Genomic DNA, 24,947 nt, shown 5'->3' with positions numbered 1-24,947 from the left:
GAGGTCTCCCGGGCCCGGCGGGCCCGTGAGGCTCAGAGTTCGTCGACGCTGCTCGCGTCAGGACGGCGGGACAGGTCGATGCCGAGCTCCTCCGCCGCGCGGTAGACCTCGTCGTCGGCGTCCCGGAGCTCGATGGCGTTGCCGTCGGCGTCGAGGGCCTCGACGTTCAGGCACAGCGACCGCATCTCCTTGATGAGCACCTTGAAGGACTCGGGGATGCCCGGCTCGGGGATGTTCTCGCCCTTGACGATCGCCTCGTAGACCTTCACGCGGCCGGTGACGTCGTCGGACTTGATGGTCAACAGCTCCTGGAGGGCGTAGGCGGCGCCGTAGGCCTCCAGGGCCCAGACCTCCATCTCACCGAAGCGCTGGCCACCGAACTGCGCCTTACCACCCAGCGGCTGCTGCGTGATCATCGAGTACGGACCCGTCGAGCGCGCGTGGATCTTGTCGTCCACGAGGTGGTGGAGCTTGAGGATGTACATGTAGCCGACCGAGATCGCCTCCGGGAACGGCTCGCCGGAGCGGCCGTCGAAGAGCTGCGCCTTGCCGTCGGTGCCGACCATCCGCTCCCCGGACGGGCCCGGGAGGGTGTGGGCGAGCATGCCCTGGAGCTCCTCGGGCTGCAGGCCGTCGAACACCGGCGTCGCCACGGGGGTGCGCGGGTCGGCGGTCAGCGCCTCGGGCGGCAGGTTCTTCGTCCACTCCTCCGCGGCCCTGGCCGCCTCGGTGACGTCCCAGCCCTGCGCCGCGATCCAGCCGAGGTGCAGCTCGAGGACCTGGCCGACGTTCATGCGGCCGGGCACACCGAGCGGGTTGAGGATGATGTCGACCGGGGTCCCGTCGGGCAGGAAGGGCATGTCCTCGATCGGCAGGATCTTGGAGATGACGCCCTTGTTGCCGTGACGGCCGGCGAGCTTGTCGCCGTCGGTGATCTTGCGGCGCTGGGCGATGTAGACGCGCACCATCTGGTTCACGCCCGGGGGCAGCTCGTCGTCGTTGTCCGCGGAGAACTCGCGCACGCCGATGACGATGCCGGACTCGCCGTGGGGCACCTTGAGCGAGGTGTCGCGCACCTCGCGGGCCTTCTCGCCGAAGATCGCCCGGAGCAGCCGCTCCTCGCTCGTCAGCTCGGTCTCGCCTTTGGGCGTGACCTTGCCGACGAGGATGTCGCCGGAGCTGACCTCGGCGCCGATGCGGATGATGCCGCGCTCGTCGAGGTCGGCCAGGACGTCCTCGGAGACGTTGGGGATGTCCCGGGTGATCTCCTCCGGGCCCAGCTTGGTCTCGCGGGCGTCGACCTCGTGCTCCTCGATGTGGATCGAGGTGAGCACGTCGTCGGCCACGATGCGCTGGGACAGGATGATGGCGTCCTCGAAGTTGTAGCCCTCCCAGGACATGAACGCCACGAGGAGGTTCTTGCCCAGGGCGAGCTCGCCCTCGTCGGTGGCGGGACCGTCGGCCAGCACGGAGCCGACCTCGACCCGGGCGCCCTCCTCCACCAGCGAGCGCTGGTTGTAGGAGTTGCCCTGGTTCGAGCGACGGAACTTGGCCACGCGGTAGACCTGCGTGGTCCCGTCGTCGCCCGCGACGTGGATCGCGTCGGCGGAGACCTCGGTGACGACGCCAGGCTTGGTGGCCACGACGACGTCCCCGGCGTCCACCGCGGCGCGCCGCTCCATGCCGGTGCCCACGAGCGGGGCCTCGCTGCGCAGCAGCGGGACCGCCTGACGCTGCATGTTGGCGCCCATGAGCGCACGGTTGGCGTCGTCGTGCTCGAGGAAGGGGATCATCGCCGTCGCGACCGAGACCATCTGGCGCGCGGAGACGTCCATGTAGTCGACCTCGTCGGCGGCCACGAGGGCCGGCTCACCGCCGGAGAGGCGGCACAGCACGCGGTCCTCGACGAAGGTGCCGTTGTCGTCGAGCGGGGCCGAGGCCTGCGCGATGACGTGCCGGTCCTCGTCGTCGGCGGTGAGGTAGACGACCTCGTCGGTGACGCGGCCCCCGGTGACCTTGCGGTACGGGGTCTCGACGAAGCCGAAGGGGTTGATGCGGGCGAACGTCGCCAGCGAGCCGATGAGACCGATGTTCGGGCCCTCGGGGGTCTCGATGGGGCACATGCGGCCGTAGTGCGACGGGTGGACGTCACGGACCTCCATGCCGGCGCGGTCACGGGAGAGACCACCCGGGCCGAGGGCCGACAGACGCCGCTTGTGCGTCAGGCCCGCGAGCGGGTTGTTCTGGTCCATGAACTGCGACAGCTGGGAGGTGCCGAAGAACTCCTTGATCGAGGCCACCACGGGGCGGATGTTGATCAGGGTCTGCGGCGTGATCGCCTCGACGTCCTGGGTGGTCATCCGCTCGCGGACGACGCGCTCCATCCGGGACAGGCCCGTGCGGACCTGGTTCTGGATGAGCTCGCCCACGGCGCGGATGCGGCGGTTGCCGAAGTGGTCGATGTCGTCGGTCTCGACGCGCAGCTGCACGGGCTCGCCGTTGCGGGTGCCCGGGAGCTCCTCCACACCCTTGTGCAGGGCGAGGATGTACTTGATCGCGGCGGTGACGTCGTCGATGCGCAGCACCGACTCGCCCAGGTCGGCCGTGAGGCCGAGCTTCTTGTTGATCTTGTAGCGGCCGACCTTGGCCAGGTCGTAGCGCTTGGGGTTGAAGTAGTAGTTCTCCAGCAGGGTCCGGCCGGCCTCGACCGTGGGCGGCTCGCCCGGGCGGATCTTGCGGTAGATGTCCAGCAGCGCCTCGTCCTGGGTGTGGACGTTGTCCTTCTCCAGGGTCTCGAGCAGGACCGGGTAGTCGGCGAACTCGTCGCGGATCTCGGACTCGGTCATGCCCAGGGCGCGCAGGAAGACCGTGACGGACTGCTTGCGCTTGCGGTCGATGCGCACGCCGACGGCGTCGCGCTTGTCGATCTCGAACTCGAGCCACGCGCCGCGGGACGGGATCACCTTCGTGGTGAAGATGTCCTTGTCGGAGGTCTTGTCCGCGAGCTTCTCGAAGTACACGCCCGGGGACCGGACGAGCTGCGAGACGACGACACGCTCGGTGCCGTTGATGATGAAGGTGCCGCGCTCGGTCATGAGCGGGAAGTCGCCCATGAACACCGTCTGCGACTTGATCTCGCCGGTGGTGTAGTTGACGAACTCCGCCGTCACGAACAGCGGTGCCGCGTAGGTGAAGTCCTTCTCCTTGCACTCCTCCGCGGTGTACTTCGGGGGCTCGAAGCGGTGGTCGCGGAACGAGAGCGACATCGACTGCCCGAAGTCCTCGATCGGGGAGATCTCTGCAAAGATCTCCTCCAGACCGGAGGTGGACGGTACGTTGGTGTCGCCGATCTCGGCCGCCGCCGCGACGCGACCGCGCCAGGCGTCGTTGCCGAGGAGCCAGTCGAAGCTCTCGGTCTGCAGGCCGAGGAGGTTCGGGGCCTGGAGCGGCTCGTGGATCTTGGCGAAGGAGACACGGCGCGAGGCCGTGCGGTTGGCGATAGCGTCAGCAGTAGGTGCGGAAGAGGTGCGCGAGGCAGCCAAAGGGGGTCCTTCCCTGCGATTGGTTTGCACACACTGACCACCGGTACGGGTGGGGATGCCTGCGGGCAGGCAGAAGTCAGCGCAAAGCGACAGCATAGCCGCGGGCACAGGCGGTGTCCAGCGACGGTGATGCGACGAGGCCCGCACCGGGTACCGGTGCGGGCCTCGTCGTCGAGCGTGCCGCCGGCCGTGGTCGGGGCGCCTGGGCGCCCTCAGCCCCGGCCGGGGGCGGTCACTTGAGGGTGACGGTGGCGCCGGCGGCCTCGAGCTGCTCCTTGGCCTTGTCCGCGGCCTCCTGGGAGACGCCCTCAAGGACGGCCTTGGGGGCGCCGTCGACGAGGTCCTTGGCCTCCTTCAGGCCGAGGGAGGTCAGCGCACGGACCTCCTTGATGACCTGGATCTTCTTGTCGCCGACGGACTCGAGGACGACGTCGAACTCCGACTTCTCCTCGACCTCCTCGGCGGCAGCGCCACCGGCCGGCGCGCCAGCGGCGGCGACGGCGACGGGAGCGGCGGCGGTGACCTCGAAGGTCTCCTCGAACTGCTTCACGAACTCGGAGAGCTCGATGAGGGTGAGCTCCTTGAAAGCCTCGATGAGCTCGTCGGTGGTGAGCTTCGCCATGAGCGGCGTTCCTTCCTTGAGTGACTGCTACGCGAGCAGCGGGGTTGGTGGTTGCCGGGACCGTCAGGCCTCGGCGGCCTGCTTCTCGCGCAGGGCCTCGATGGTGCGGACGGCCTGGGTGGCCGGCGCGGTGAAGAGGTAGGCAGCACCGAAGAGCGCAGCCTTGAAAGCTCCGGCCGCCTTGCCCAGCAGCACGTCGCGGGACTCCAGGTCGGCGAGCTTGGTGACGTCCGCGGCGGAGAGCTTGCGACCCTCCAGGACACCACCCTTGATCACCAGCTGGGGGTTCGCCTTGGCGAAGTCGCGCATCGACTTGGCCGCCTCGACCGGCTCACCGGTCACGAAGGCGGCTGCCGTCGGGCCGGACAGCTCGTCCTCGAGGGAGTCGAGGCCGGCCTCCTTCGCCGCGATGGCCGTCAGCGTGTTCTTCACCACGGCGTAGGTTGCGTGCCCGCTGAGCGAGCGGCGCAGCTGCTTGAGCTGGGCGACGCTGAGCCCGCGGTACTCGGTCAGCAGTACGGCGCTCGACCCACGGAGCTGCTCCGTGAGCTCGGCGACCGCTGCCGCCTTGTCAGGCCTCGCCATGGCCCTCCTTCCGATAGTGAACCGCGGCCGGGAGGGTCCGAGAACGAAAGAAGCCCCGTGCAGACGGCACGGGGCTCGGGCATCAGATGCTCTCGCTCTTGGCACGCCTGCGCTGGCTCCGCGTTCGCGGACTTGGCCCCGTCCTGGCGGACGGGCGACCGGCGGTCTTTGGCAAGGAGCACACTACCCCGTCGCGGCACCGTGCTCCAACTCGGTGCCTTCCCGGCGGGGGTGAGCCGCGTCGCATGCCGTCGCCCGGCGGCTGTCGTGCGCGGTCGGCGGGTACCTGGCGCGCTCCCCCGCCGAGTCCGGAGCCATCAGCCCGATCGTCAGGTTCGCTGCCACACTCCCCCGGCCGAGTGCGGGGCTCAGCGCTCAGTCCGCACCAACCGGGCCGAGTCAGCACCACGTACGAGCCGACCTCAACCCGTTCGCTACGACCTCACCCGTCTGCCACGACCTCACCGGCCACCAGCGACGGTGGGCGGCCCGACCCTGAGTTCTCCCTGCAACGAGTTCGAGGCCCCGCGCCCACTCAGCACCAACCGGGCTGAGCCAGCACAGCGTACGAGCCGACCTCAACCCGTCCGGTACGACCTCACCCGTTCAGTTCGACCTCACCGGGTGCCCACGATGGAGGCGCCGTCGCCGTCGCCTGCTCTGATATGTAGGTCGGTTTGTCAAGAGGGCAGGGGATGGCCGTCGGCCCGGGCTGGGTGCTCGGGTCGGCGGTCTTCCTCTTGTTCCTGGTCCCTGGGGTTCCCGGGCTGGGTGCGTGTCTGTTCGACGCGGGTGTCGAGTCTGATATGCGCGGGTTGGTTGCCGCATGACGGTGGTGTTCGGCGGGGGACGGTCGGCACTGTCTGAGGTCGGGCGTGTCCGTCCTGGTCGGGGTCGGGTGCTCACAGAGCAGTCGTGGGTCGTCCCCGTCACGCTGCTCCCGGCCGGGGGGTTGTCGGGGCCCAGGATTTGTTCACCGGGTGGTGGCCAGGGACCAGCACCATCCGGCGAGTTCTCGGGCGATCGCGGTGTTGGCGATCGTGGTGCGCTTGTGCTGGGTGGTGAAGTGGACCCAGCGGCGGTGCAGGCGCAGGTTGCCCTCGTGACCGCGGGCGGCCTGGGCGGGGGTGGCGGCGTCGAACCGTGCTTGCAGGGTGGTGCCGACGCGGTAGCCGGGACGGTGGTGCCAGGCGGCCTCGGCGAGCAGGAGACGGATGTGGGGGTTGCCGGCCTTGGTGATCGGCCCGAGGCGTCGTGAGCTGCCGGAGGAGTGCTCGGTGGGGGTCAGGCCGAGGTAGGCCCCGATCGAGGCGCCGGTGAAACGGTCCCAGTCACCGATCTCTACGGCCAGGAACATCGCGGTGAGCACGGAGATGCCGCGCAGGCAGCCCAGGGCGTGGACGACGTCGGTGAACTCGCTGTTGGTGGCCAGGTGGGTGATCTTGGCGGCGAGGTTCCTCTTGCGGACCTCGAGCAGCAGGACTTGTTGGTAGGCGTCCTCGAAGGCGTCTTGGGCGGGGGGCTGGTCGAGGTGGGTGCGGGCCAGCCAGGCGTGATGGTCCCGGCTCCAGGTGCTCCCCCGGAGTAGACGATGCCGTGGCGCAGGAGCAGCTTGGACGCCCGGTGCCGGGCGCTCATCAGGTCCGCGCGAGCGTCCTCATGGGCACGGGTCAGGTCGCGGGCGGCTTCCTCGGTCGGGGACGGCACTCGCACCGCGGTCAGGTCCCCGGCCGCGAGGCGACGGGCGAGCAGGGTCGCGTCACGCTTGTCGGTCTTGACCCGATCACCCGGGGCGCGGGCGATCTTCGACGGCGCCGCGACCACGCACCGGATCGCGGCCTGGTCCAGGGCCCGGGCCAGGCCGAACCCGGTCGGGCCGGCCTCGTAGGCCACCGCCGAGTCTGCGCCGAGGCCGGTGACGAACCTCAACGCCGTGGCGGGGTCGGCGGCCAGGCGGGCGTTGATCAGCTCCCCGGTGAGCAGGTCCAGCGCGGACGCGCTGATCGAACGGGCGTGGACGTCCAGGCCCACGACCCACCGCTCACGAGCGGCGGGGATAGTGTTGGTGAACACAGGGAACCTCCCGACGACTGTGACGTCCACCGGTGGTCCCGGATGGCCACCGGTGGTAACTCACGACTATGCGCCGTGGAGGTTTCCTGCACTACAACCCCCGGTAGAGGGGAGTTCCGTGCAGTCGTCGAGGGGATTCCCCTGATCCAGGCGAACGCGCGGTCTCCGGCGGGGAGTCAAGACCGGCCGCAGGCCGCCCGCAGGGACGAAGTGCCTTGACTCCCCGCCGGAGACCGCCACCATCGATCACCAGCAGCGGAATCCCCGACCAGACCAACCAGGCCCAAGCCGACCCTCATACCGTCTGAGCACGGCGCTTCGAACCTTGCGGGCCGCACTGAGCCGCAGGGTCTCGACGGCGGAGCGCAACCCTGCCGGTCGGACGGGGCGACGCACGCATGCTTCAGTCGGCTCCCGGGACGCTCCGCAGTCCCCGCACCGGGCGGACAGCGCGCCGCACGCCCGAAGGGAACGCACCCACCATGCGCGCGAAAGCGCGGTCGGGCGAGCGGAGGTCGGCGGCGACGAACCGCTGGAACCGGTGCACGACCGCCCGGATGGCATCCTCACGGACCTTCTCGGCGTAGAGGCTCTCCGGTCCGGCCTGATACTTGCAGGCACCGTCGTACTCCATGGCCACCGTCCAGCGCTCGTCGGTGCCGGTCGCGGCCAGCCGCCACCCAAGGTCGGTGAAGTACTCCCCCTTCTCGGTCAGCACCGGCATCTGGCTGGTCGGACGAGGAAGCCCGTTCGCGACCGCGAGCCAACGCATCTCCGACTCACCGGCCGACTCGGCGAACCCATCCGCCCAGCAGATGACCGCGCGGGCACGGACGACGCCGCGGTCCCCGCCGCGGCGGTCGAGCCGCTCGAGCAGTTCCGCGCGGGCGGCCTCCAGACGCGCGGTAGACCCGGCGCGGTCACGACGGTCCGGCCGCGCCAGTATCCGTAGCGCACTGTCTGCGACGGCCAGCGCCCGACGCGGCGGCATCGTCCTGGCACAGTCCTCCACGGTGCGTCCGAGTGTGGTCACGGGCAGGCCGTTCACGACGGTGACGTCGCCCGCCGGGAGCCGGCCCTGATGGCGCCGGAGGCCTCCGCCGCAGCTGGGCCGGGTGCGCTGCGTGATGTGCGTGTCGCCGTCCATCCCGGAGAGCCAGCAGCCGTGGATGAGTGCCGCCGTCTCGTGGCTGAACGCGTACTCGCACCGCAGCTCAGCCGCCGCAGCGACGCAGGCGGCGAGCGCCATGTGCTCGCGCTGCACCCAGGGCGGGCTCCCGTCGGGCCGGACGACGTACGCGCCACGACGGACCTGCGTCAGCCTGCCCCGTCGGCGTGCCGCCCGCACCGCGTCGCGGCCGTAGTCACGGGTGAGTATCACCGGCGGCGGGGTGGGCGGACCGGGCGGATGCTCCATGTCGGCACGTTCTCCCGTCGCACTGGCCCGAGGCACCCGCCGAGCCACTGGCTGGGGAGCGGCCCGCCGAGCGACGCGTTGTGGAGGCGCCGGCCGAGCGGCGAGCCGTGCGCGTGAGCCGCCGAGCCAGGCCCGGTGGAGGCATCCGCCGTTCGAGGAGCGGAAGGTGGGCCGACATCGGAGAGAGCGGGGTGAGCGAGTGGGGCGGGAGGTCCTCGCTCGGCGCGCCGCCGCTGAGTGACCGCCCCGACGGCCGGAGGTCCTCGCTCGACGCACCGCCACTGAGTGACCGCCCCGACGGCCGCTCGGACACACGACGGCCGGGACGGTTCGGACAGACGACGCTCGGGACGGCCCCACCAACGACGGCGGCCCGGCACCACCAGGTGCCGGGCCGCCGTCTCATGCGTGCGTCAGGACGCGTCCTCGGAGGTGAGGTTGCGCGTCTTGGTGGCGTCGAGCGGGATGCCCGGGCCCATCGTGGTGGTCAGCGTCGCCTTGGTGATGTAGCGACCCTTGGAGCTGGCCGGCTTGAGGCGCAGGATCTCCTCCTGCGCGGCGGCGTAGTTCTCCACGAGCAACTTCTCGTCGAAGCTGGCCTTGCCGATGATGAAGTGCAGGTTCGCGTGCTTGTCGACACGGAACTCGATGCGGCCGCCCTTGATGTCGGACACGGCCTTGGTCACGTCCATCGTCACGGTGCCGGTCTTCGGGTTCGGCATGAGGCCACGGGGACCGAGCACCCGGCCGAGGCGGCCGACCTTGCCCATGAGGTCGGGGGTCGCCACGGCCGCGTCGAAGTCGGTGTACCCGGCCGCGACCTTCTCGATGAGCTCGTCGCCACCGACCTCGTCGGCCCCGGCGTCCAGCGCCTGCTGCGCGCGGTCACCGACGGCGAAGACCAGGACCCGAGCGGTCTTGCCGGTGCCGTGCGGCAGGTTGACGGTGCCACGCACCATCTGGTCCGCCTTGCGGGGGTCGACGCCGAGGCGGAAGACGACCTCGACGGTGGAGTCGAACTTGGTGGTGGCGCTGTCCTTGGCCAGGCGCACGGCCTGGAGCGGCGAGTAGAGCTCGCCGCCGTGGATCTTCTCGGCCGCCTTGCGGTAGTTCTTGCTGCGCGTTGCCATCTGCTTCTCTCCTTGCAGTCGTGGTCTGCGGGTCCGCGCGGACCCTGCCACTGCGCACCCGGGAGGGTGCGGATACGGGTGGGGTGGATCAGCCCTCGACGGTGATGCCCATGGAGCGGGCGGTGCCGGCGATGATCTTCTCGGCGGCCTCGATGTCGTTGGCGTTGAGGTCCTCGGCCTTGGTGCGGGCGATCTCGCGGACCTGCTCACGGGTGATCTTGGCGACCTTGACCGTGTGCGGGGTGCCGGAGCCCTTGGCGACGCCGGCGGCCTTCTTGATCATCTCGGCCGCGGGCGGCGTCTTCGTGACGAACGTGAACGACCGGTCCTCGTAGACGGTGATCTCGACCGGGATCACGTTGCCACGCTGGGCCTCGGTGGCCGCGTTGTAGGCCTTGCAGAACTCCATGATGTTGACGCCGTGCTGACCGAGCGCGGGGCCGATCGGGGGCGCGGGGGTCGCAGCGCCGGCCTGGATCTGGAGCTTGATCAGGCCTGCGACCTTCTTCTTGGGAGGCATGTCGGGTCCTTACGGTTCTTCCTGGCTGTCCCACCGGCACGGGCGGCCGGCGGGGATGCTGCCGTCTCTCAGATCTTGGCGACCTGGGAGAACGACAGCTCGACCGGGGTCTCCCGGCCGAAGATCGTGACGAGCACCTTGAGCTTCTGGCTCTCGGGGGTGATCTCGGAGATGGTGGCGGGCAGCGTCTCGAACGGGCCGTCGGTGACGGTGACGGACTCGCCTACCTCGAACTCGACCTCGATCGGCGACGCGGCCGCCCCCTGGGCGGTGGTCCGGCTGGGCGCACCCGCGCCGGGGGCCGCCTTGATGGTGGCGCCGAGCATCGAGAAGACCTCGTCCTCGGTCAGCGGCACCGGCTGGTGGGTGTTGCCCACGAACCCGGTGACGCCGGGGGTGTGGCGCACCGCACCCCACGACTCGTCGGTGAGGTCCATGCGCACGAGGGTGTAGCCGGGCACACGGACCCGGCTCACGACCTTGCGCTGGGCGTTCTTGATCTCGACGACCTCTTCCATGGGCACCTCGACCTGGAAGATGTAGTCCTCCATGTTCAGGCTCTGGATGCGGTTCTCGAGGTTGGTCTTCACGCGCTTCTCGTAGCCGGCGTAGGTGTGGACGACGTACCACTCCCCCGGCAGCGTGCGCAGCTCGTCGCGGAACGCCTGAACCGGGTCGACGACGGCGTCCTCGGCGGGCTCGTCGGTCACGGCGGGCTCGTCGGTCACGGCGGGCTCGTCGGTCACGACGTCCTCGGCGGCCTCATCTGCGGGGGCGTCGGCGTCGAGCTCGGCCTCCTCGACCGGAGCGTCCCCGCCGACCTCGTCCAGCTCGTCAGCAACGTCCCGGCCCTCGAGCGCCTCGGGGGTCGGCTCGGGCTCGAGCGACGCCTCGGTGGTGGGCTCGAGATTGTCCTCAGGCACGTGTGACCTGCTTTCTGCTCAGTGGTGGACGGGCTGGTCGGTGGGCCAGCCCCCGACGGGTGCGGGCGTCATGGGAGTCAGCCGAAGATCCAGAGCACGACCTGCCCGAACAGCAGGTCGAGCAGTCCGACGAAGGCCATGATCGCCAGGACGAAGACCAGCACGACGACGAAGTACGTGAGCAGCTCGTTGCGGGTGGGCCGGACGACCTTCTTCAGCTCGGCGATCACCTGCCGCACGAACAGGGCGATCCGGCCGAAGAAGCCGCGCTCCTTCTTTCCCGGCGCCGGCGCGCTGCCGGCGCGCTCGGGCCGCCCCGAGGTGGCGCTCGCAGACTCGCTCACAGATTCATCCTTCGTGGTTCTCCGGCCGGGTTCGACGCCGCCCGGCTCGGGCGGGCCGCGGCTCGCCTCGAGGCGGAGCCTTCAGGACGTCGACCCCCGGAGGGTGCCGACCCTGGCAGGGCAGGAGGGACTCGAACCCACAACCGCCGGTTTTGGAGACCGGTGCGCTACCAATTGCGCCACTGCCCTATCAGTGGGGCCGCCCGCTCCGCCTGGAGACACCTCGAGGGGCGCGCTCCAGCCTGGCGGACGTCAACCACCGCGTCGAGTGTACGGGGTCCTGGGGCGAAAGGTCGAACCGGGCCGCAATGACCATCCCTCGGCCGTCCCGGACCGTCGCTCGGCCAGGCGTGCCACGATACGTCCCGTGAGCGCACCGACCTCTCCCGTGTCCAAGCCGCGCGTGTCCGCCCGCCTCGCGGCGATCGCCGAGTCCGCCACGCTGGCGGTCGACGCCCGGGCCAAGGCCCTCAAGGCCGCCGGCCGCCCGGTCATCGGCTTCGGCGCCGGCGAGCCCGACTTCCCCACGCCGGACTACATCGTCGAGGCGGCGGTGGCCGCGGCCAAGGACCCGGCGAACCACCGCTACACCCCCGCCAAGGGCCTTCCGGCCCTGCGGGAGGCGATCGCCGCCAAGACCCTGCGCGACTCGGGGTACGAGGTCTCCCCGGACGCCGTCCTGGTGACCAACGGCGGCAAGCAGGCGGTCTACCAGGCGTTCGCCGCCGTCGTCGACCCCGGTGACGAGGTCCTGCTGCCCGCGCCCTACTGGACCACCTACCCGGAGGCGATCTCGCTCGCGGGCGGCCGCGCCGTGGAGGTGTTCGCGGGCGCCGACCAGGAGTACAAGGTCACGGTCGACCAGCTCGAGGCCGCACGCACGGACGCGACGAAGGCGCTGCTCTTCTGCTCGCCCTCGAACCCGACCGGCTCGGTCTACACGCCCGAGGAGACCGAGGCCATCGGGCGCTGGGCCCTCGAGCACGGCATCTGGGTGATCACGGACGAGATCTACGAGCACCTGGTCTACGACGACGCCGTCTTCACCCCGGTCCAGCGGGTCGTGCCCGAGCTCGTCGAGACGTCCATCGTGCTCAACGGCGTCGCCAAGACCTACGCCATGACGGGCTGGCGGGTGGGTTGGATGATCGGTCCGGCCGACGTCATCAAGGCCGCGACGAACCTCCAGTCCCACCTGACCTCCAACGTCGCGAACGTCTCGCAGCGCGCCGCCATCGCCGCCGTGAGCGGCGACCTCTCGGCCGTCGCCGCGATGCGCACGGCGTTCGACCGTCGGCGCCGCACGATGGTGGAGATGCTCCGCGAGATCGACGGTGTCGTCCTGCCCACCCCGAAGGGGGCGTTCTACGCCTACCCGTCGGTCGAGGGCGTGCTGGGGCGGTCGATCCGGGGCCGCACACCCACGACGTCGGCCGAGCTCGCCACGCTCATCCTCGAGGAGGTCGAGGTGGCGGTGGTGCCGGGCGAGGCCTTCGGACCGAGCGGCTTCCTCCGGCTGAGCTACGCGCTCGGTGACGACGACCTGGTGGAGGGCGTGCGCCGCATCCAGGAGCTGCTGGCCTGACGGCCGGTCGCGAACCCTCAGGGTCGTCTCATGGCCTTCTCATCAGCGCCGATGACCATGAAGCGATGACGACGTGGCGCGTCGCGGCCGTCGGGGTCCTGGTGGCCCTGTCGGCCGGCGTCGGTGCGCTCGTCGCGGCGGAGGCGCTGACGCGTCCTCCGGCCGAGATCCCCATCGCCGCACCGGTGGTCCCCGCCGACGGGGCGGGCTCGGCGCCGTCCGCCGCGCCGGAGCCTTCGACCGCGCCGGCCCCCGCCCCGCCCACGGTCGACGCCACGGCCGAACCCCCGGCCGCACGCCCCGCCGAGCCCGCGGCCGTCCCCTCCCCGCAGACGTCGCCCGCCAGGGCGATCTCGCCCACGGACCTGACGCCCGCGTCCCCCGAGGTGGTTCGCCCCGCCCCGCCCCGCGACGTCGCAGCTGAGGACGACCGGGACGACGACGGGAAGCAGGACGACGAGGACGAGGACGACCGGGACGGCAACGACGGCGAGGGCAAGCAGGACGACCGGGCCGGGGACGACCGGGACGACGACGGGAAGCAGGACGACCGGGACGAGGACGACCGGGACGACGGCAACCGCGACGACGACCGGGACGGCCGCGACGACGACGACCGTGACCGGGACGACCGGGACGACCGGGACGGCAACGACCGGGACCACGATGACGGCGACTGATCGGCTGCCGGGGTGAGGGCGCCGCGCCGCGCGCTGACCGTCCGCGCACGGATCCTCGCCACGGTCCTGTCCATCACCGCGCTGGCGCTCCTCGTCGCGGGAGGGACGGCGTACCTCCTCCAGCGCGACCAGGTCGACGACGCGATCGACGAGAGCCTGGCACGCTCGGTGACCGAGTTCCGCACGTTCGCCGACGCCGACCCCGTCGACCCCGACACGGGCAGGCCCTACCCGGACGTCAAGGAGTTCCTCCGCGCCGCGATCGGCCAGGAGGTGCCGGCCACGAACGAGGGATGGCTGGGTTTCGTGGGTGACCGGCTCGAGCTCGTCTCGGTGGTGTCGGCGGGCGGCGTCGACCTCACCGACGACGCCGTGCTCATCGAGCGGCTCTCCTCGATGGCGCACGAGGAGAAGGGCGCGACCAGGACGGTGACGACGCCCACCTCCCAGTACCGGCTGTCCATCGTCCCCGTCTCGGACGAGAACGGCGCGACCACCGGCGCCCTGGCCGTCGTCTGGGACCGCAGCGCCCAGACGAGCGCGGTGGTCGACACCTTCCGCCGTTACGTCCTCGTCAGCGTCGCCGCCCTGGTGCTCCTCGCTGTGGTCGGCTGGCGGCTCGCGGGCCGGCTCCTCAGCCCCCTGCGCCGCCTGCGCGAGACCGCCGAGCAGATCTCGGACACGGACCTCTCGGGCCGCATCGACGTCCAGGGCGACGACGACCTCTCGGACCTCGCCCGCACCGTCAACGCCATGTTGGCCCGCCTGGAGGAGGCGTTCCTCTCCCAGCGCCGCCTCCTGGACGACGCCGGCCACGAGCTGCGCACGCCCATCACCGTCATCCGCGGCCACCTCGAGCTGATGGACCCCACCGACGCCGAGGACGCGGCGGCCACCCGTGAGCTGGCCCTGGCCGAGCTGGACCGCATGCACCGCCTCACCGACGACCTGGTGGTCCTGGCCAAGGCCGACCAGCCGGACTTCGTCCAGCCCGTGCGCACGAGCATCGGGCGCCTCACCGACGACACCCTCGACCGCGCCCGGACCCTCGGGCCGCGCCGGTGGCGCGTGGACGCCCGTCTCGAGGCCGACGTCGAGGTCGACGCGCAGCGCATCACGCAGGCCTGGCTGCAGCTGGCCGCGAACGCGGTGAAGTTCTCCGACGAGGGCTCGACGGTGGCCCTGGGCTCCGCGCTGCACGAGGGGCGCCTGCTGCTGTGGGTGCGCGACGAGGGGGTCGGTGTCGCACCGCAGGAGCGGGAGCGGATCTTCCAGCGGTTCGCCCGCGCCCGGACCCCCGGACCGGCGCGCGAGGGGTCGGGCCTCGGCCTGGCGATCGTCTCGGCGATCACCCAGGCGCACGGGGGGCAGGTCCGGCTCGACTCCGAGCCGGGCGCGGGCTCGGTCTTCGTGCTCGACCTCCCCGCCCGGGGCGCCGTCACCGGCCCACCGACCGAGGAGCTGCCGGTCCCGAGGAGCACCGGCGCCGTCGGCACCGACGGCGCCGCGATCCGCGCGGGCCGGGGCGCCGCACCCTCGGGCAGGCGCACCGGTCGGTCCTGACGGCGCACGCATCCGCCCCGCCCTGCCAGACTGGGGCGCGGGAGGAGGACCATGGCTCAGATCCTGATCGTGGAGGACGAGCCCGGGATCGCGTCGTTCGTCACGAAGGGGCTGCGCGCAGCGGGCCACCAGCCGACCGCCGTGACCACGGGTGCCGACGCGCTGACGCACGCCCGCACGGGGGGCTACGACCTCATGGTCCTCGACATCGGGCTGCCGGACGTCGACGGGTTCGAGGTCTTGCGGCAGCTGCGCGGCGAGGGCTCGGCCCTCCCCGTCATCATCCTCACCGCCCGCACCTCGGTGGACGACACCGTGGCCGCCCTCGAGGGCGGGGCCGACGACTACATGGCCAAGCCGTTCCGGTTCGAGGAGCTCCTCGCGCGCGTGCGCCTGCGGCTGCGCCAGGACGTCGCCCCGGGCGAGACGACGACGCTCGCCGCGGGTCCGCTCAGCCTGGACCTGCGCACCCGGCGGGCCAGCGTCGAGGGGCGGGAGGTCGACCTGTCCGCCCGCGAGTTCGCCCTGCTCGAGACGTTCCTCACCCACCCCGGGCAGGTCCTCTCCCGCGAGCAGCTCCTCTCGCGGGTGTGGGGCTACGACTTCGACCCCGGCTCGAACGTCGTGGACGTCTACGTGCGCTACCTGCGCCGCAAGATCGGCGCCGAGCACGTGGTCACCGTGCGCGGCATGGGCTACCGGCTGGTCGACCCGCGCGCCTGAAGCTCGGCGACGAGGCGCTCGAGCGTCGGCGTCGGGACCGCCAGCACCCGCCCCAGGCGCACCAGCGCCCCGCCGACCGCGTCGAGCTCGGTGGGCCCGCCGCGGGCGGCGTCGTGCTGCATCGAGGACTCCAGCGACGGTGGCAGGCGCCGGAGGAACGACCCGATGTCGCTCGCCGTCGTCGGCCACCCCTGGGCGTCGGCCAGCGCGGCGACCTCGCCCAGCAGGGCGTCTGTCACCGCGGGGTCGCGGTCCAGGGCGGGGCCCAGCGGGGCGCCCGCCCACGTGGTGAGCAGCGCCGTGGGTGCGAGGAAGGAGAGCTTGCGCCACAGCACCTCGGCCTCGGGGCCACCGGCGCGCACGCTCACACCCGCGCGGGCCAGCGCGCGGGCGGTCGCGGAGTGCTCAGCGCCGTCGGGGACCGTGACGACGAGGTACCGCCCGCGCTGGACCACCACCGAGTCCACCCGGTCCGCCTCGACCTGGACCGAGCCGGAGACCACCGCCCCGGGCAGGTCGCGCAGCGCCGCCGCGTGCTCGACGCCGTTGAGCAGCGCGAGCACCTCGGGGGCCCGCGCCTCCCGGATCCCGGGCAGGACGTCGGCGAGCCCGTAGGCCTTGACCGCCAGCACCACGGCCGCCCCGCGGGGCACCGCGGTGGTGGCCGGGACGGCGGCGGTGAAGTCCCCGAAGAGCTCCGAGCGCACGGTCACCCCCTCGGCCGCGATCCGTGCCGCGCTCGCCGGGCGTCCCACGGCGACGACGTCCTCACCCGCCCGGTGCAGCAGCGCGGCGAGCAGCCCACCCACGGCCCCGGGCCCGACGACGGCGATCATGGCGTCCTCCTACTCAGTGCGGTCCTCGCTGGGCCTGGATCTCCCGCGCCCGGGCCAGCCACGCCTCGGCGCGGGCCAGGCGACCCTCGGCGTCGGCGCGCCAGTGCGCGCCGTCGGTGCGGCGCGCCCCCGCGACGAGCGACAGGACGACGCCCGCGCCACGGGTGTGGAGGGCGACCGGGTCGACGAGCTCCTCGCAGCGGCGCGTCCACGCCGCGAGCACGGGTGGGACCCGGGGGTAGGTCGCCGGTGCGAGGTGCGGCAGGACGCTGACGTGACCGAGGAGGCACGCGAGGTCGTCGACCCGGTGGCCGGGGCCGACGGCGTCGACGTCGAGCAGGGCGCTGACCGTCGGCCCGGCCGGGTCCATGAGGATGTTCGCCTCGTAGAAGTCGCCGTGGGTGGGCACGACCGGCCCGGGGTCGGTCACCGCGAGGAGCTGGTCGATCCCGTCCGCGAGCGCCTGGGTCCGGGCCGCGTGCTCGGGGAGCACGGTCGCCGCGGCGTGGGCGTAGTGCTGGGCCCGCTCGGACCACGCGGGCCGCCGGGGCAGGTCGACGAGCGGGAGGGGAAGGGCCTCCAGGGTGCGCACGAGCGCGTCGAGGACGGGCACGGCGCGTTCGCCCAGCCCTTCCGCCAGGAGGTTCGCCAGCGGCGTCCCGCGCTCGGCGCCGAGGAGGACCAGCCCGTCGTCGTCGGCGCGCAGCACCGGCGGGGCCGGCACCCCGGCGGCGGCGAGCATCCGGTGGCGGTCGACGAAGAGACCCGCGGCCGAGGGCCGGACGATCTTGAGGTAGGCGGTGCGCCACTCCTCCTCGCGTGCCTGGACCCGCAGGACCGCCCGCCTGGTGGGCCGGTAGGCGAGGAGCTCGACCGTGACGGGGGTGCCGAGGCGGCGGCTCAGCGCCGCGGGGTCGCAGGCGACGGGCAGCGCGGGCAGCTCGGGGTCCGCGGGGTGGCGCCACAGGTGGACGGGGGGTCCGTCAGGACCCTGCTCCAGCCGCACCAGGCCCGGTCCCGCCGGCCGGCTCAGTCGGGCGGTCGTGGCGCACAGGTACTCCTCGCCGCGCACCGGGGTGCCCTCGGCGGCCCGTTCGACGGTGGCGGTGTAGCCCACGGTCACCCCGGCGCCCGGTCGGTGGTGGACGGTGTGAACCTGCCAGGCGACCAGTCGGCCCCCCTCCGCCCCGAGGGCGTCCGCGAGCATGGCCCCGGCGTCGGGGCCGGTCAGCAGGGCGACGTCGGCCGGCTCGTGCTGAGCGGAGACGGGGACGCTCATGGCCCTAGTTGACCACAGCGCGCGGCTGCCGGCGGCCGGACACGGCCGCGCGGGGCGTCGGCACGGCACGCCGGGGGCGCCGGCACGGCCGCCGTCGTCGGGAGGGTGCCCGGGCCCGCCGCGCCGTCGGCCGTGCGGCGCTGATGGCAGACTCGGCCGGGTGCGTGACCTGACCCGGCTGCCCAAGGCCCACCTCCACCTCCACTTCACCGGGTCCATGCGCGTGTCCACCCTTCGCGAGCTCGCCGCCGAGCAGAACGTCCGGCTCCCCCATCACCTCCTCGACGCCGACCCGTTGCGCGTCCCCGCATCCGAGCGCGGCTGGTTCCGCTTCCAGCGCTCCTACGACTCCGCACGCGCGGTCGTGCGCTCCGAGCACGCCATGCGCCGGATCGTTCGCGAGGCGGTCGAGGACGACGCCGCCGAGGGCTCGCGCCGGCTCGAGATCCAGGTCGACCCCACCTCCTACGCCCCCTGGGTCGGTGGCCTGACGCCGGCCCTGGAGATCGTCGTCGACGAGGCCCGCGCGGCGAGCACGGCGACGGGGGTGGAGGTCGGCGTCGTCGTCGCCGCGTCCCGGACCCGGCACCCGCTCGACGCGCGCACCCTCGCCCGGCTCGCGGCCCGGTTCGCCGGGGACGGACCGGGCGACGTGGTCGGCTTCGGCCTGAGCAACGACGAGCGGCGCGGCGACACCGCCGACTGGGCCGCGGCGTTCCGCATCGCCCGCCGTGCGGGCCTGGCCGGTCTGCCCCACGGCGGGGAGCTGCTCGGGCCCGAGCACGTGCGTGACGTCGTCGCCCACCTCAAGCCCGTCCGGCTCGGGCACGGGGTGCGCAGCGCGGAGGACCCGGACCTCCTCGCGCGGGTCGTCGACGCGGGGATCGCCCTGGAGGTCTGCCCGGCCTCCAACGTCTCCCTCGGTGTCTACCCGGGGCCGGGTGCCGTTCCCCTGCGGGCGCTCCTCGACGCCGGGGCGCAGGTCGCGCTCGGTGCGGACGACCCGTTGCTCTTCCACTCCCGGCTCGTCGACCAGTACCGGATCGCCCGGGAGGAGCACGGGCTCGACGACGACGCGCTCGCCGACCTCGCGCGCGGATCCATCCGCGCCTCCCTCGCCACCGAACGCTCCCGGGCGGCCATGCTCGCCGACGTCGACGCCTGGCTCGCGACGTGACCGGGCCGGTCCTGAGCCCGCGCACCGTCCGGGTCGAGCCGCCCGCCGGGGATGTCGAGGGACGCGCGCCCACCGGGGGAGCCGCGGCGGCCGAGGGTTTCCTGGCAGCCGAGGGACCCGCAGCGGCCGAGGGACCGGCTCCCGAGGGCCGCACCGCGGCCGACGGCGCGACGACCGTCACGGACCCACGGGCCGGCGCCGGGAGCGCACCGGGGCGGGTCCAGGAGGTCGCCGTCCGTCGCGTCGGGGAGGTGTTCGTGCGCGAGTTGCGGATGCCCGGCCCGCCCGGTCCCGCCTTCGTCCTGGTCCACGGCGCCGGCCTGTCCTCGCGCTACCTCCTGCCGGTGGCCCGGCGCCTGGCCGCGCACGGGGAGGTGCTGCTCCTGGACCTGCCCGCCTCGCGCGGTCTGCCCGCCCCGCCCGCGGTCCTCTCGGTACCCGAGCAGGCCGAGCTGGTGCACCAGGTGGTGGCGGCGTCCGGCGTGGGTGAGGCTGTCCTGGTGGGGCACTCCATGGGCGCACAGGTGGTGGTGGAGCTCATGGCGCGGCGCCCCGAGACCTACGACCGGGCGGTCCTGGTGGGCCCGCCGGTCAACGCCCGTGAGCGGTCGCTGGGCCGTCAGGTGCTGCGCTACGTCCAGTCCGCCGTCCACGAGCCGGGGCGGGTGGTCCGCCTCGTGGCGCGTGCCTACCTCGCCACGACCACCCGGTGGCTCCTCGACGTCGTCCCGGTCATGCTGGCCTACCCGATCGAGGACGCGATCACCCGCCTCTCGCCCCACGGCCGGGTGGTCATCGTGCGGGGGGAGCACGACGCCCTCGTGCCCGCCCACTGGTCCGCCACCCTGGCCCGGCGCTGCGGCGCCCCGACGGAGGTGGTGACCGTCCCGGGGGCCGCGCACACCGTGCTCGTGGACGACCCCGACGTCGTCGTCGCGGCGGCCCGCGCGGTGGCCGCGCCGTGAGCCGGCGGCGCACGCTCCTCGCCCGCCCCCGGGCGTGGGCCGCGGACTACGTCTGGGCCACCTCGCGCCTCGTGCGTGCGGGCGCCGGTGACCTCGCCGCCAAGGTCCGGCCCGGGCGCGGGCTGGCGGAGATCGCACCGGGCGCGGCCGCCGGGCGCGTGGCGGAGGGGCCGGGCACGCCCGTGGTCCTCCTGCCGGGGATCTTCGAGACCTGGCGCTTCCTCGCCCCGCTCGCGGACCGGCTGCGCCGCACCGGGCACGAGGTGCACGTGGTCGAGGCGCTCGGGCTCAACCGCCGCGACGTGCCGGCGGGCGCGGAGGCCGTGCGCCGCTACCTCGAGGAGCGGGACCTGCGCGACGTCGTCCTCGTGGCCCACTCCAAGGGTGGGCTCGTCGGCAAGGCCGCGATGCTCTCCCCCGCCGGGCACCGGGTCGCGGGGATGGTCGCCGTCGCCACGCCGTGGCGCGGGTCCGTCTGGGCGTGGATGTTCCCGCCGTTCACCTCGGTGGGCCGCCTGTCGCCCACGGCCAGGTCGTTGCGGACGCTGCGCCGCGAGCGGTCGGTCGACGCCCGCATCGTCTCCCTCGCCCCCGCCTGGGACCCCCACATCCCGGGGAGGTCGCGCCTGGCCGGTGCCCGCAACGTGGACCTGGCGGCCCAGGGTCACTTCCGTCCGCTGGGCGACCCGGCCGTGGTGGACCAGATCCTCGACGCCGTCGCCGAGATCGGCGGCGAGACCTCGCCCTAGAGCTCGAGGCCCACCAGCACCGGCTCCGGGACGAGCTCGATGCCGAAGCGGTCCCGGACGCCGTCGCGCACGGTCCGGGCCAGCGCCAGCAGGTCGGCCGCCGTGGCGGACCCCCGGTTGGTCAGGGCGAGGGGGTGCTTGGTGGAGAGGGTCGCCCGGCCCTCCCCGAAGCCCTTCTCGAAGCCGGCGTGGGCGATGAGCCACGCGGCCGAGGTCTTCACCAGGCCCTCGACCACCGGGGCGGCCCCGCCGATCTGGCCGATGGCGGTGTGGTCGGTGACCGGGAACCGGGGGGCGTCGACGGGCAGACGCTCCTCGGCGAGGGCGACGGGCAGGACCGGGTTGGTGAAGAACGAGCCGGCCGACCAGGTGTCGTGGTCCTCGGGGTCGAGGACCATGCCCTTGCCCCGGCGCAGGGCCAGGACCGCCTCGCGGACCTCGGCGGCGGGGACGCGCGTCCCGACGTCGACCCCGAGGCTCCGGGCGAGCTCGGCGTACCGCACCGGCGCCGAGAGGGTTGCCAGGCGCAGCTGGAAGGTGACGTCGAGGACGACGTAACGCCCGGTGGGTCCCCAGGGCCGCCCCCCGGTCCCGTCGGTGAGGGAGCGCTTGAGCAGCGACGTGCGGTAGCCCAGGCCGAGCTCGCCGACGGCGAGGAGCCGGGTGCGCCGCTCGAGCCGGTCGTACACGCGCACCGACGACAGCGTCTCGGCGACCTCCTGGCCGTAGGCGCCGACGTTCTGCACCGGCGTGGCCCCGGTGGACCCGGGGATCCCCGAGAGCGCCTCGACGCCCATCCACCCCTCGGCGACGGCGGTGGCCACCACCTCGTCCCACGGCTGGCCGGCGGGCACGACGACGTTGGCACCGGCGCAGGAGGAGTCGGCGACGCCGTCGACGCCGCGCCGCGCGTCACGCACGACGATGCCGTCGAACCCGGCGTCGGCGGCGAGGACGTTCGAGCCGCCGCCGAGGACGAGCAGCGGGGTCCCCGCCTCGTCGGCGCCGCGGACGGCGTCGACGAGCTCGGCCTCGCTGTGCGTCTCGGCGTAGGCCGCGACCGGGCCGCCCACACGCAGGGTGGTGAGGTCGGCGAGCGTGGGCCGGGGGCCGACGGGCCGCTCGGCGAGGGCGGCGCCGGCGGGGTCCGTGCCGGGCGTGGTGGTTTCGGCCATGCACCCAGGCTACGGCCGGGAGGGGCGGGGTTCCTCCTCGCGGGCCGCCGCGCCGATCGGCCGGGCGGCCGGCACCAGGGCCAGGCCCAGCACCAGCGGGACGGCGATGGCGAGCAGCGAGAGCCGGTAGCCGACCTGCTCGGCGAGCAGGCCCAGCAGCGGTGGGCCGGCGAGGAACGCCGTGTAGCCGATGGAGGAGACGACGGAGACCCGGGCGGCGGCGTGCACGGGCTCGTCGCTCGCCGCGGACATGCCCACGGGGAAGCCCAGCGCCGCCCCCAGGCCCCACAGCACCGCCCCGGCCAGCGCCGGCAGCATCGCGGGCGCCAGGGTGAACAGCAGCAGCCCCACCAGGGCCAGCGCGGTGGACAGGCGCAGGACCGGCACCCGGCCGTACCGGTCGAGGAGCTCGGTGCCCACCAGGCGCATCGCCGTCATGGCCGTGACGAAGATGCCGAACCCGACCGCGCCCACCGCGTTCGTGGTGCCGAAGCCGTCCACGACGGCCAGGGCGAGCCAGTCGTTCGCGGCGCCCTCGGTGAGGGCGGCGGCGAGCACGACGAGCCCGACGAGCAGGGTGCGGCGCTCGGTCCAGGCGCGGAAGGTGGTGCGCCAGCCGTGGTGGCGATCCGCCGCAGCCGCGAGTGGCGGGTCGGGCAGGAACGAGCGCACGCTGAGCAGGACCGCCACGTAGATCAGGCCCAGGACGACGAGCAGGTGCACCGTCACGGAGATCCCCGCGAGGGCGGCCAGGGCGCCCATCCCCGCCCCGAGCACCGTCCCGAGGGAGAACCCGGCGTGGAACCGCGGCATGATCGCCCGGCCCAGGGCCTGCTCGACCGCTCCGCCCTCGAGGTTCATCGAGACGTCCCACGCGGCGATCCCTGCCTGGGCGGCGAACAGCGCGGGGGCGAGGAGCCCCACCTCACCGATGCCGACCGCGACGGCGACGAGCGCGAAGGAGACGACGTTGAGGGTCGCGGCCAGGACGACGGTGCGGCGCGTCCCGATGCGCTGGACGACCGCCCCGGTCAGGGGCAGCGCCAGGACCGAGCCGACCGAGCCCACCAGCAGCAGGATCCCCAGGCGCGCCGGGGTGAGGTCGAGGGCGTCGCGCACGGCGGGCAGGCGGGAGACCCAGTTGGCGAAGACGAGCCCGTTGAGGGTGAAGACGGCGAACGTGGCCCAGGCGGCACGGTCGGCCCGGCGCCGTTCGGCGGGCACGCCGGGCCCGGGGCCGGGGACGTGCGCCGCGGACGAGCCGCTCACGCGAGCCGGACGACGGCCTGGGCCTTCGCCAGCACCGACGTCCCGCCGCTCGTCACGCGCAGGTCCACCCTGACGGAGCCGGCGGCGAGGTCGACGGCGCCGACCGTGCCGACCACCTCGACCTCGGCGGCGCCCGGGTCGGGGACCTCGACGGGCCGGGTGAAGCGCACCCCGAGGTCGACGACGGCGCCGGGGTCCTGGGCCCAGTCCTCCACGGCGGCCCCGGCCAGTCCCATGGTGGCCATCCCGTGGGCGATCACGCCGGGGAGCCCGACCTCGTGGGCGACCCGGTCGCTGTAGTGGATGGGGTTGAAGTCGCCGCTGGCGCCGGCGTAGCGCACCAGCCGGGCCCGGTCGACGGTGAAGGTCCGCGCGAAGAGCTCGGTGCCGGGCTCGAGCTCGGTCAGGACGGGGCGGCGCACCTCGCTCATCGCCCCTCACCCCGCACGGCGAGGACGGACACGACGGTGGCGACCGGGGCGTCCTCGGCGTCGGCGATCTCGGCCCGGGTGGTGACGAGGGTGATGCCCGCACGCTCGACGATGCGGTCGACGTGGACGGTGGTGCGCAGCCGGTCCCCGGCCACGATGGGCCGGTGGTGGGTCAGCCGCTCCTCGGCGTGGACGACGCGGGAGAAGTCGATCCCGGACTCGGGCGAGGCGACGTAGGCCTGCTCGGCGCGCTGGGCGATGACGACGGCGAACGTGGGGGGCGCCACCAGGTCGGCGTAGCCCAGGGCCCAGGCGGCGTCGGGGTCGGTGTGGGCCGGGTGGGTCGCACCCGTCGCCTCGGCCATCTCGGCGATCTTGACCCGGGAGACCTCGTACGTCTCCCGCGGGGCATAGGAACGCCCCACGAGCGTCTGGTCGACGCCGGTGGGGCGGGTGCTGCTCTCGGTCATCCCGCCAGCCTAGGGCAGGGGGACGACCGCGGGTCAGCGGGTCTCGCGGTGCGCCGTCTTGGCGTTGCAGCGCGGGCAGAACTTCTGCAGCTCGAGACGGTCGGGGTTGTTCCGACGGTTCTTCTTGGTGATGTAGTTCCGCTCCTTGCACACCTCACAGGCGAGAGTGATCTTCGGGCGGATGTCGGTGGACTTGGCCACGGCGTTTCCTCACGTTCCTGCCTCGTGCGAGCGGCCGGGTTTGGCTGCTTCGTCTGTCGGTAGCGGGGGCGGGGCTCGAACCCGCGACCTCACGATTATGAGTCGTGCGCTCTCACCAACTGAGCTACCCCGCCTCGTCGGCGGACCGTCGACCGTGCGACGATCCGCAGACCTGAGCCCCGAAAGGGAATCGAACCCTTGACCTTCTCCTTACCATGGAGACGCTCTGCCGACTGAGCTATCGGGGCAGCGCGGACGAGCCTACATGGACTCGGCGCCGAACGTGAAATCCGTCGACGGCCTCCGCCCGGTGACTCCGCTCACACCGCCGTTGGCCCCCCGGCAAGGCGGTTGAACACCCTCGGCGACCGCCGACGGGCGCCCTCGGTGGCCGGCCTGGACGCGCGAAGGCCTGGACGCACCAAGCCCGCACGCACGAGGCCCGGACCCTCCTGGGAGGATCCGGGCCGGCGGCGATGTCGGACATCGCCTGTGGTGGCGGGTGAGGGATTCGAACCCCCGAAGCATTCCGCAGCTGATTTACAGTCAGCCCCCTTTGGCCACTCGGGTAACCCGCCTCGTGGCTTGGTGCGCGGACAACGATAGCAAGGTTCGCGGCGTGCTCGCGCCGGGCGGGTGCGCGATGATGGTCACAGCCGTGAGATCCCGACCGTCCCGACCACAGGAG

23 protein-coding genes, 4 tRNA genes and 1 pseudogene are annotated in these 24,947 nt (G+C 73.1%); 7 read left to right on the top strand and 21 right to left on the bottom strand.

Annotation, left to right across the window (positions count from 1 at the left end):
- Positions 1–32 precede the first annotated feature (32 nt).
- From rpoB to AAEM63_RS03400, 11 genes and pseudogenes are all read right to left on the bottom strand, one after another.
- Positions 33–3,542 carry a DNA-directed RNA polymerase subunit beta gene (gene rpoB / locus AAEM63_RS03450; RefSeq protein ID WP_341360285.1) on the bottom strand — a complete coding sequence of 1,170 codons (3,510 nt, stop codon included), beginning with the start codon at positions 3,540–3,542 and terminating at the stop codon, positions 33–35.
- Between the two features lie 232 nt (positions 3,543–3,774).
- On the bottom strand, positions 3,775–4,164 hold the full coding sequence (rplL, locus tag AAEM63_RS03445) for a 50S ribosomal protein L7/L12 (protein ID WP_341360284.1): 390 nt from the start codon (positions 4,162–4,164) through the stop codon (positions 3,775–3,777).
- Positions 4,165–4,227: 63 nt separating this feature from the next.
- A complete protein-coding gene (gene rplJ / locus AAEM63_RS03440; protein WP_341360283.1) occupies positions 4,228–4,749 on the bottom strand; it encodes a 50S ribosomal protein L10 in 522 nt (173 codons plus the stop codon).
- A gap of 1,201 nt (positions 4,750–5,950) precedes the next feature.
- Positions 5,951–6,118 (bottom strand): annotated as a pseudogene (locus AAEM63_RS03435) (transposase); the annotation flags it as partial.
- Positions 6,091–6,822, bottom strand: coding sequence for a transposase (locus AAEM63_RS03430; RefSeq protein WP_341360282.1), 732 nt, complete (start codon positions 6,820–6,822; stop codon positions 6,091–6,093). The gene AAEM63_RS03430 and the pseudogene AAEM63_RS03435, both read right to left, overlap by 28 nt.
- Before the next feature lie 403 nt (positions 6,823–7,225).
- Positions 7,226–8,239, bottom strand: coding sequence for a hypothetical protein (locus AAEM63_RS03425; RefSeq protein ID WP_341360281.1), 1,014 nt, complete (start codon positions 8,237–8,239; stop codon positions 7,226–7,228).
- Between the two features lie 413 nt (positions 8,240–8,652).
- Positions 8,653–9,369, bottom strand: coding sequence for a 50S ribosomal protein L1 (rplA, locus tag AAEM63_RS03420; RefSeq protein ID WP_341360280.1), 717 nt, complete (start codon positions 9,367–9,369; stop codon positions 8,653–8,655).
- A gap of 88 nt (positions 9,370–9,457) precedes the next feature.
- Complete coding sequence (rplK, locus tag AAEM63_RS03415; RefSeq protein WP_341360279.1) at positions 9,458–9,889, bottom strand: 50S ribosomal protein L11; 432 nt, start codon at positions 9,887–9,889, stop codon at positions 9,458–9,460.
- 68 nt (positions 9,890–9,957) lie between these two features.
- Positions 9,958–10,812 carry a transcription termination/antitermination protein NusG gene (gene nusG, locus AAEM63_RS03410; protein WP_341360278.1) on the bottom strand — a complete coding sequence of 285 codons (855 nt, stop codon included), beginning with the start codon at positions 10,810–10,812 and terminating at the stop codon, positions 9,958–9,960.
- Between the two features lie 77 nt (positions 10,813–10,889).
- Positions 10,890–11,156: a preprotein translocase subunit SecE gene (gene secE, locus AAEM63_RS03405; RefSeq protein ID WP_341360277.1), complete on the bottom strand. Its 267-nt coding sequence runs from the start codon at positions 11,154–11,156 to the stop codon at positions 10,890–10,892.
- Between the two features lie 113 nt (positions 11,157–11,269).
- Positions 11,270–11,345, bottom strand: a tRNA-Trp gene (locus tag AAEM63_RS03400).
- A 178-nt stretch (positions 11,346–11,523) separates the two neighbouring features.
- Here AAEM63_RS03400 and AAEM63_RS03395 point away from each other — a divergent pair.
- From AAEM63_RS03395 to AAEM63_RS03380, 4 genes are all read left to right on the top strand, one after another.
- Complete coding sequence (locus AAEM63_RS03395) at positions 11,524–12,741, top strand: pyridoxal phosphate-dependent aminotransferase (RefSeq protein WP_341360276.1); 1,218 nt, start codon at positions 11,524–11,526, stop codon at positions 12,739–12,741.
- A 65-nt stretch (positions 12,742–12,806) separates the two neighbouring features.
- The gene (locus AAEM63_RS03390; RefSeq protein ID WP_341360275.1) at positions 12,807–13,421 is read left to right on the top strand and encodes a hypothetical protein; all 615 of its coding nucleotides are present in this window, start codon (positions 12,807–12,809) and stop codon (positions 13,419–13,421) included.
- A gap of 12 nt (positions 13,422–13,433) precedes the next feature.
- Positions 13,434–14,984, top strand: coding sequence for a HAMP domain-containing sensor histidine kinase (locus tag AAEM63_RS03385; protein ID WP_341360274.1), 1,551 nt, complete (start codon positions 13,434–13,436; stop codon positions 14,982–14,984).
- A 51-nt stretch (positions 14,985–15,035) separates the two neighbouring features.
- The gene (locus AAEM63_RS03380; protein WP_341360273.1) at positions 15,036–15,707 is read left to right on the top strand and encodes a response regulator transcription factor; all 672 of its coding nucleotides are present in this window, start codon (positions 15,036–15,038) and stop codon (positions 15,705–15,707) included.
- Here the strand turns inward: AAEM63_RS03380 and AAEM63_RS03375 are convergent.
- On the bottom strand, positions 15,680–16,543 hold the full coding sequence (locus tag AAEM63_RS03375; protein ID WP_341360272.1) for a 2-dehydropantoate 2-reductase N-terminal domain-containing protein: 864 nt from the start codon (positions 16,541–16,543) through the stop codon (positions 15,680–15,682). The genes AAEM63_RS03380 and AAEM63_RS03375 overlap by 28 nt on opposite strands.
- 13 nt (positions 16,544–16,556) lie before the next feature.
- The gene (locus AAEM63_RS03370; protein WP_341360271.1) at positions 16,557–17,822 is read right to left on the bottom strand and encodes an aminoglycoside phosphotransferase family protein; all 1,266 of its coding nucleotides are present in this window, start codon (positions 17,820–17,822) and stop codon (positions 16,557–16,559) included.
- A 160-nt stretch (positions 17,823–17,982) separates the two neighbouring features.
- Between AAEM63_RS03370 and AAEM63_RS03365 the strand changes: the two genes are divergently transcribed.
- Genes AAEM63_RS03365 through AAEM63_RS03355 form a run of 3 tightly spaced genes read left to right on the top strand, consistent with a single transcriptional unit; the run spans position 17,983 to position 20,713 of the window.
- Positions 17,983–18,999 (top strand): adenosine deaminase, encoded by a 1,017-nt coding sequence (locus AAEM63_RS03365; protein ID WP_341360270.1) that lies wholly within the window; start codon positions 17,983–17,985, stop codon positions 18,997–18,999.
- Positions 18,996–19,964 (top strand): alpha/beta hydrolase, encoded by a 969-nt coding sequence (locus tag AAEM63_RS03360; protein WP_341360269.1) that lies wholly within the window; start codon positions 18,996–18,998, stop codon positions 19,962–19,964. Before AAEM63_RS03365 ends, AAEM63_RS03360 begins: the two co-directional genes overlap by 4 nt.
- On the top strand, positions 19,961–20,713 hold the full coding sequence (locus AAEM63_RS03355) for an alpha/beta hydrolase (RefSeq protein WP_341360268.1): 753 nt from the start codon (positions 19,961–19,963) through the stop codon (positions 20,711–20,713). The genes AAEM63_RS03360 and AAEM63_RS03355 overlap by 4 nt, the downstream gene beginning before the upstream one ends.
- On the opposite strand, the gene AAEM63_RS03350 is transcribed toward AAEM63_RS03355, so the two are convergent.
- The 8 genes from AAEM63_RS03350 to AAEM63_RS03315 form a co-directional block, all read right to left on the bottom strand.
- Positions 20,710–21,888 carry a UDP-N-acetylmuramate dehydrogenase gene (locus AAEM63_RS03350; RefSeq protein ID WP_341360267.1) on the bottom strand — a complete coding sequence of 393 codons (1,179 nt, stop codon included), beginning with the start codon at positions 21,886–21,888 and terminating at the stop codon, positions 20,710–20,712. The two genes, AAEM63_RS03355 and AAEM63_RS03350, sit on opposite strands and share 4 nt — an antisense overlap.
- Positions 21,889–21,897: 9 nt before the next feature.
- Positions 21,898–23,157: an MFS transporter gene (locus AAEM63_RS03345; protein ID WP_341360266.1), complete on the bottom strand. Its 1,260-nt coding sequence runs from the start codon at positions 23,155–23,157 to the stop codon at positions 21,898–21,900.
- The gene (locus AAEM63_RS03340) at positions 23,154–23,588 is read right to left on the bottom strand and encodes a MaoC/PaaZ C-terminal domain-containing protein (protein WP_341360265.1); all 435 of its coding nucleotides are present in this window, start codon (positions 23,586–23,588) and stop codon (positions 23,154–23,156) included. Before AAEM63_RS03340 ends, AAEM63_RS03345 begins: the two co-directional genes overlap by 4 nt.
- Entirely contained in the window at positions 23,585–24,058 is a 474-nt protein-coding gene (locus AAEM63_RS03335) for a MaoC family dehydratase N-terminal domain-containing protein (RefSeq protein WP_341360264.1), read from the bottom strand. Before AAEM63_RS03335 ends, AAEM63_RS03340 begins: the two co-directional genes overlap by 4 nt.
- A 33-nt stretch (positions 24,059–24,091) precedes the next feature.
- Entirely contained in the window at positions 24,092–24,259 is a 168-nt protein-coding gene (gene rpmG, locus AAEM63_RS03330; RefSeq protein WP_123917029.1) for a 50S ribosomal protein L33, read from the bottom strand.
- Positions 24,260–24,319: 60 nt separating this feature from the next.
- Positions 24,320–24,393, bottom strand: a tRNA-Met gene (locus AAEM63_RS03325).
- Positions 24,394–24,434: 41 nt separating this feature from the next.
- Positions 24,435–24,507, bottom strand: a tRNA-Thr gene (locus AAEM63_RS03320).
- A 245-nt stretch (positions 24,508–24,752) separates the two neighbouring features.
- A tRNA-Tyr gene (locus AAEM63_RS03315) sits at positions 24,753–24,837 on the bottom strand.
- Positions 24,838–24,947: the final 110 nt, after the last annotated feature.

Source organism: Georgenia sp. M64, from assembly GCF_038049925.1.
Taxonomy (GTDB): Bacteria; Actinomycetota; Actinomycetes; order Actinomycetales; family Actinomycetaceae; genus Georgenia.
Note: the sequence above shows the minus strand (reverse complement) of the source record. Positions and strands in the feature narration are given on the sequence as shown.

Coding starts and splice junctions, on each gene's coding strand:
- rplL (WP_341360284.1), bottom strand. CDS start 4,164: ATGGCGAAGCTCACCACCGACGAGCTCATCGAGGCTTTCAAGGAGCTC.
- rplJ (WP_341360283.1), bottom strand. CDS start 4,749: ATGGCGAGGCCTGACAAGGCGGCAGCGGTCGCCGAGCTCACGGAGCAG.
- AAEM63_RS03425 (WP_341360281.1), bottom strand. CDS start 8,239: ATGGAGCATCCGCCCGGTCCGCCCACCCCGCCGCCGGTGATACTCACC.
- rplA (WP_341360280.1), bottom strand. CDS start 9,369: ATGGCAACGCGCAGCAAGAACTACCGCAAGGCGGCCGAGAAGATCCAC.
- rplK (WP_341360279.1), bottom strand. CDS start 9,889: ATGCCTCCCAAGAAGAAGGTCGCAGGCCTGATCAAGCTCCAGATCCAG.
- AAEM63_RS03390 (WP_341360275.1), top strand. CDS start 12,807: ATGACGACGTGGCGCGTCGCGGCCGTCGGGGTCCTGGTGGCCCTGTCG.
- AAEM63_RS03380 (WP_341360273.1), top strand. CDS start 15,036: ATGGCTCAGATCCTGATCGTGGAGGACGAGCCCGGGATCGCGTCGTTC.
- AAEM63_RS03375 (WP_341360272.1), bottom strand. CDS start 16,543: ATGATCGCCGTCGTCGGGCCCGGGGCCGTGGGTGGGCTGCTCGCCGCG.
- AAEM63_RS03370 (WP_341360271.1), bottom strand. CDS start 17,822: ATGAGCGTCCCCGTCTCCGCTCAGCACGAGCCGGCCGACGTCGCCCTG.
- AAEM63_RS03350 (WP_341360267.1), bottom strand. CDS start 21,888: ATGGCCGAAACCACCACGCCCGGCACGGACCCCGCCGGCGCCGCCCTC.
- AAEM63_RS03340 (WP_341360265.1), bottom strand. CDS start 23,588: ATGAGCGAGGTGCGCCGCCCCGTCCTGACCGAGCTCGAGCCCGGCACC.
- AAEM63_RS03335 (WP_341360264.1), bottom strand. CDS start 24,058: ATGACCGAGAGCAGCACCCGCCCCACCGGCGTCGACCAGACGCTCGTG.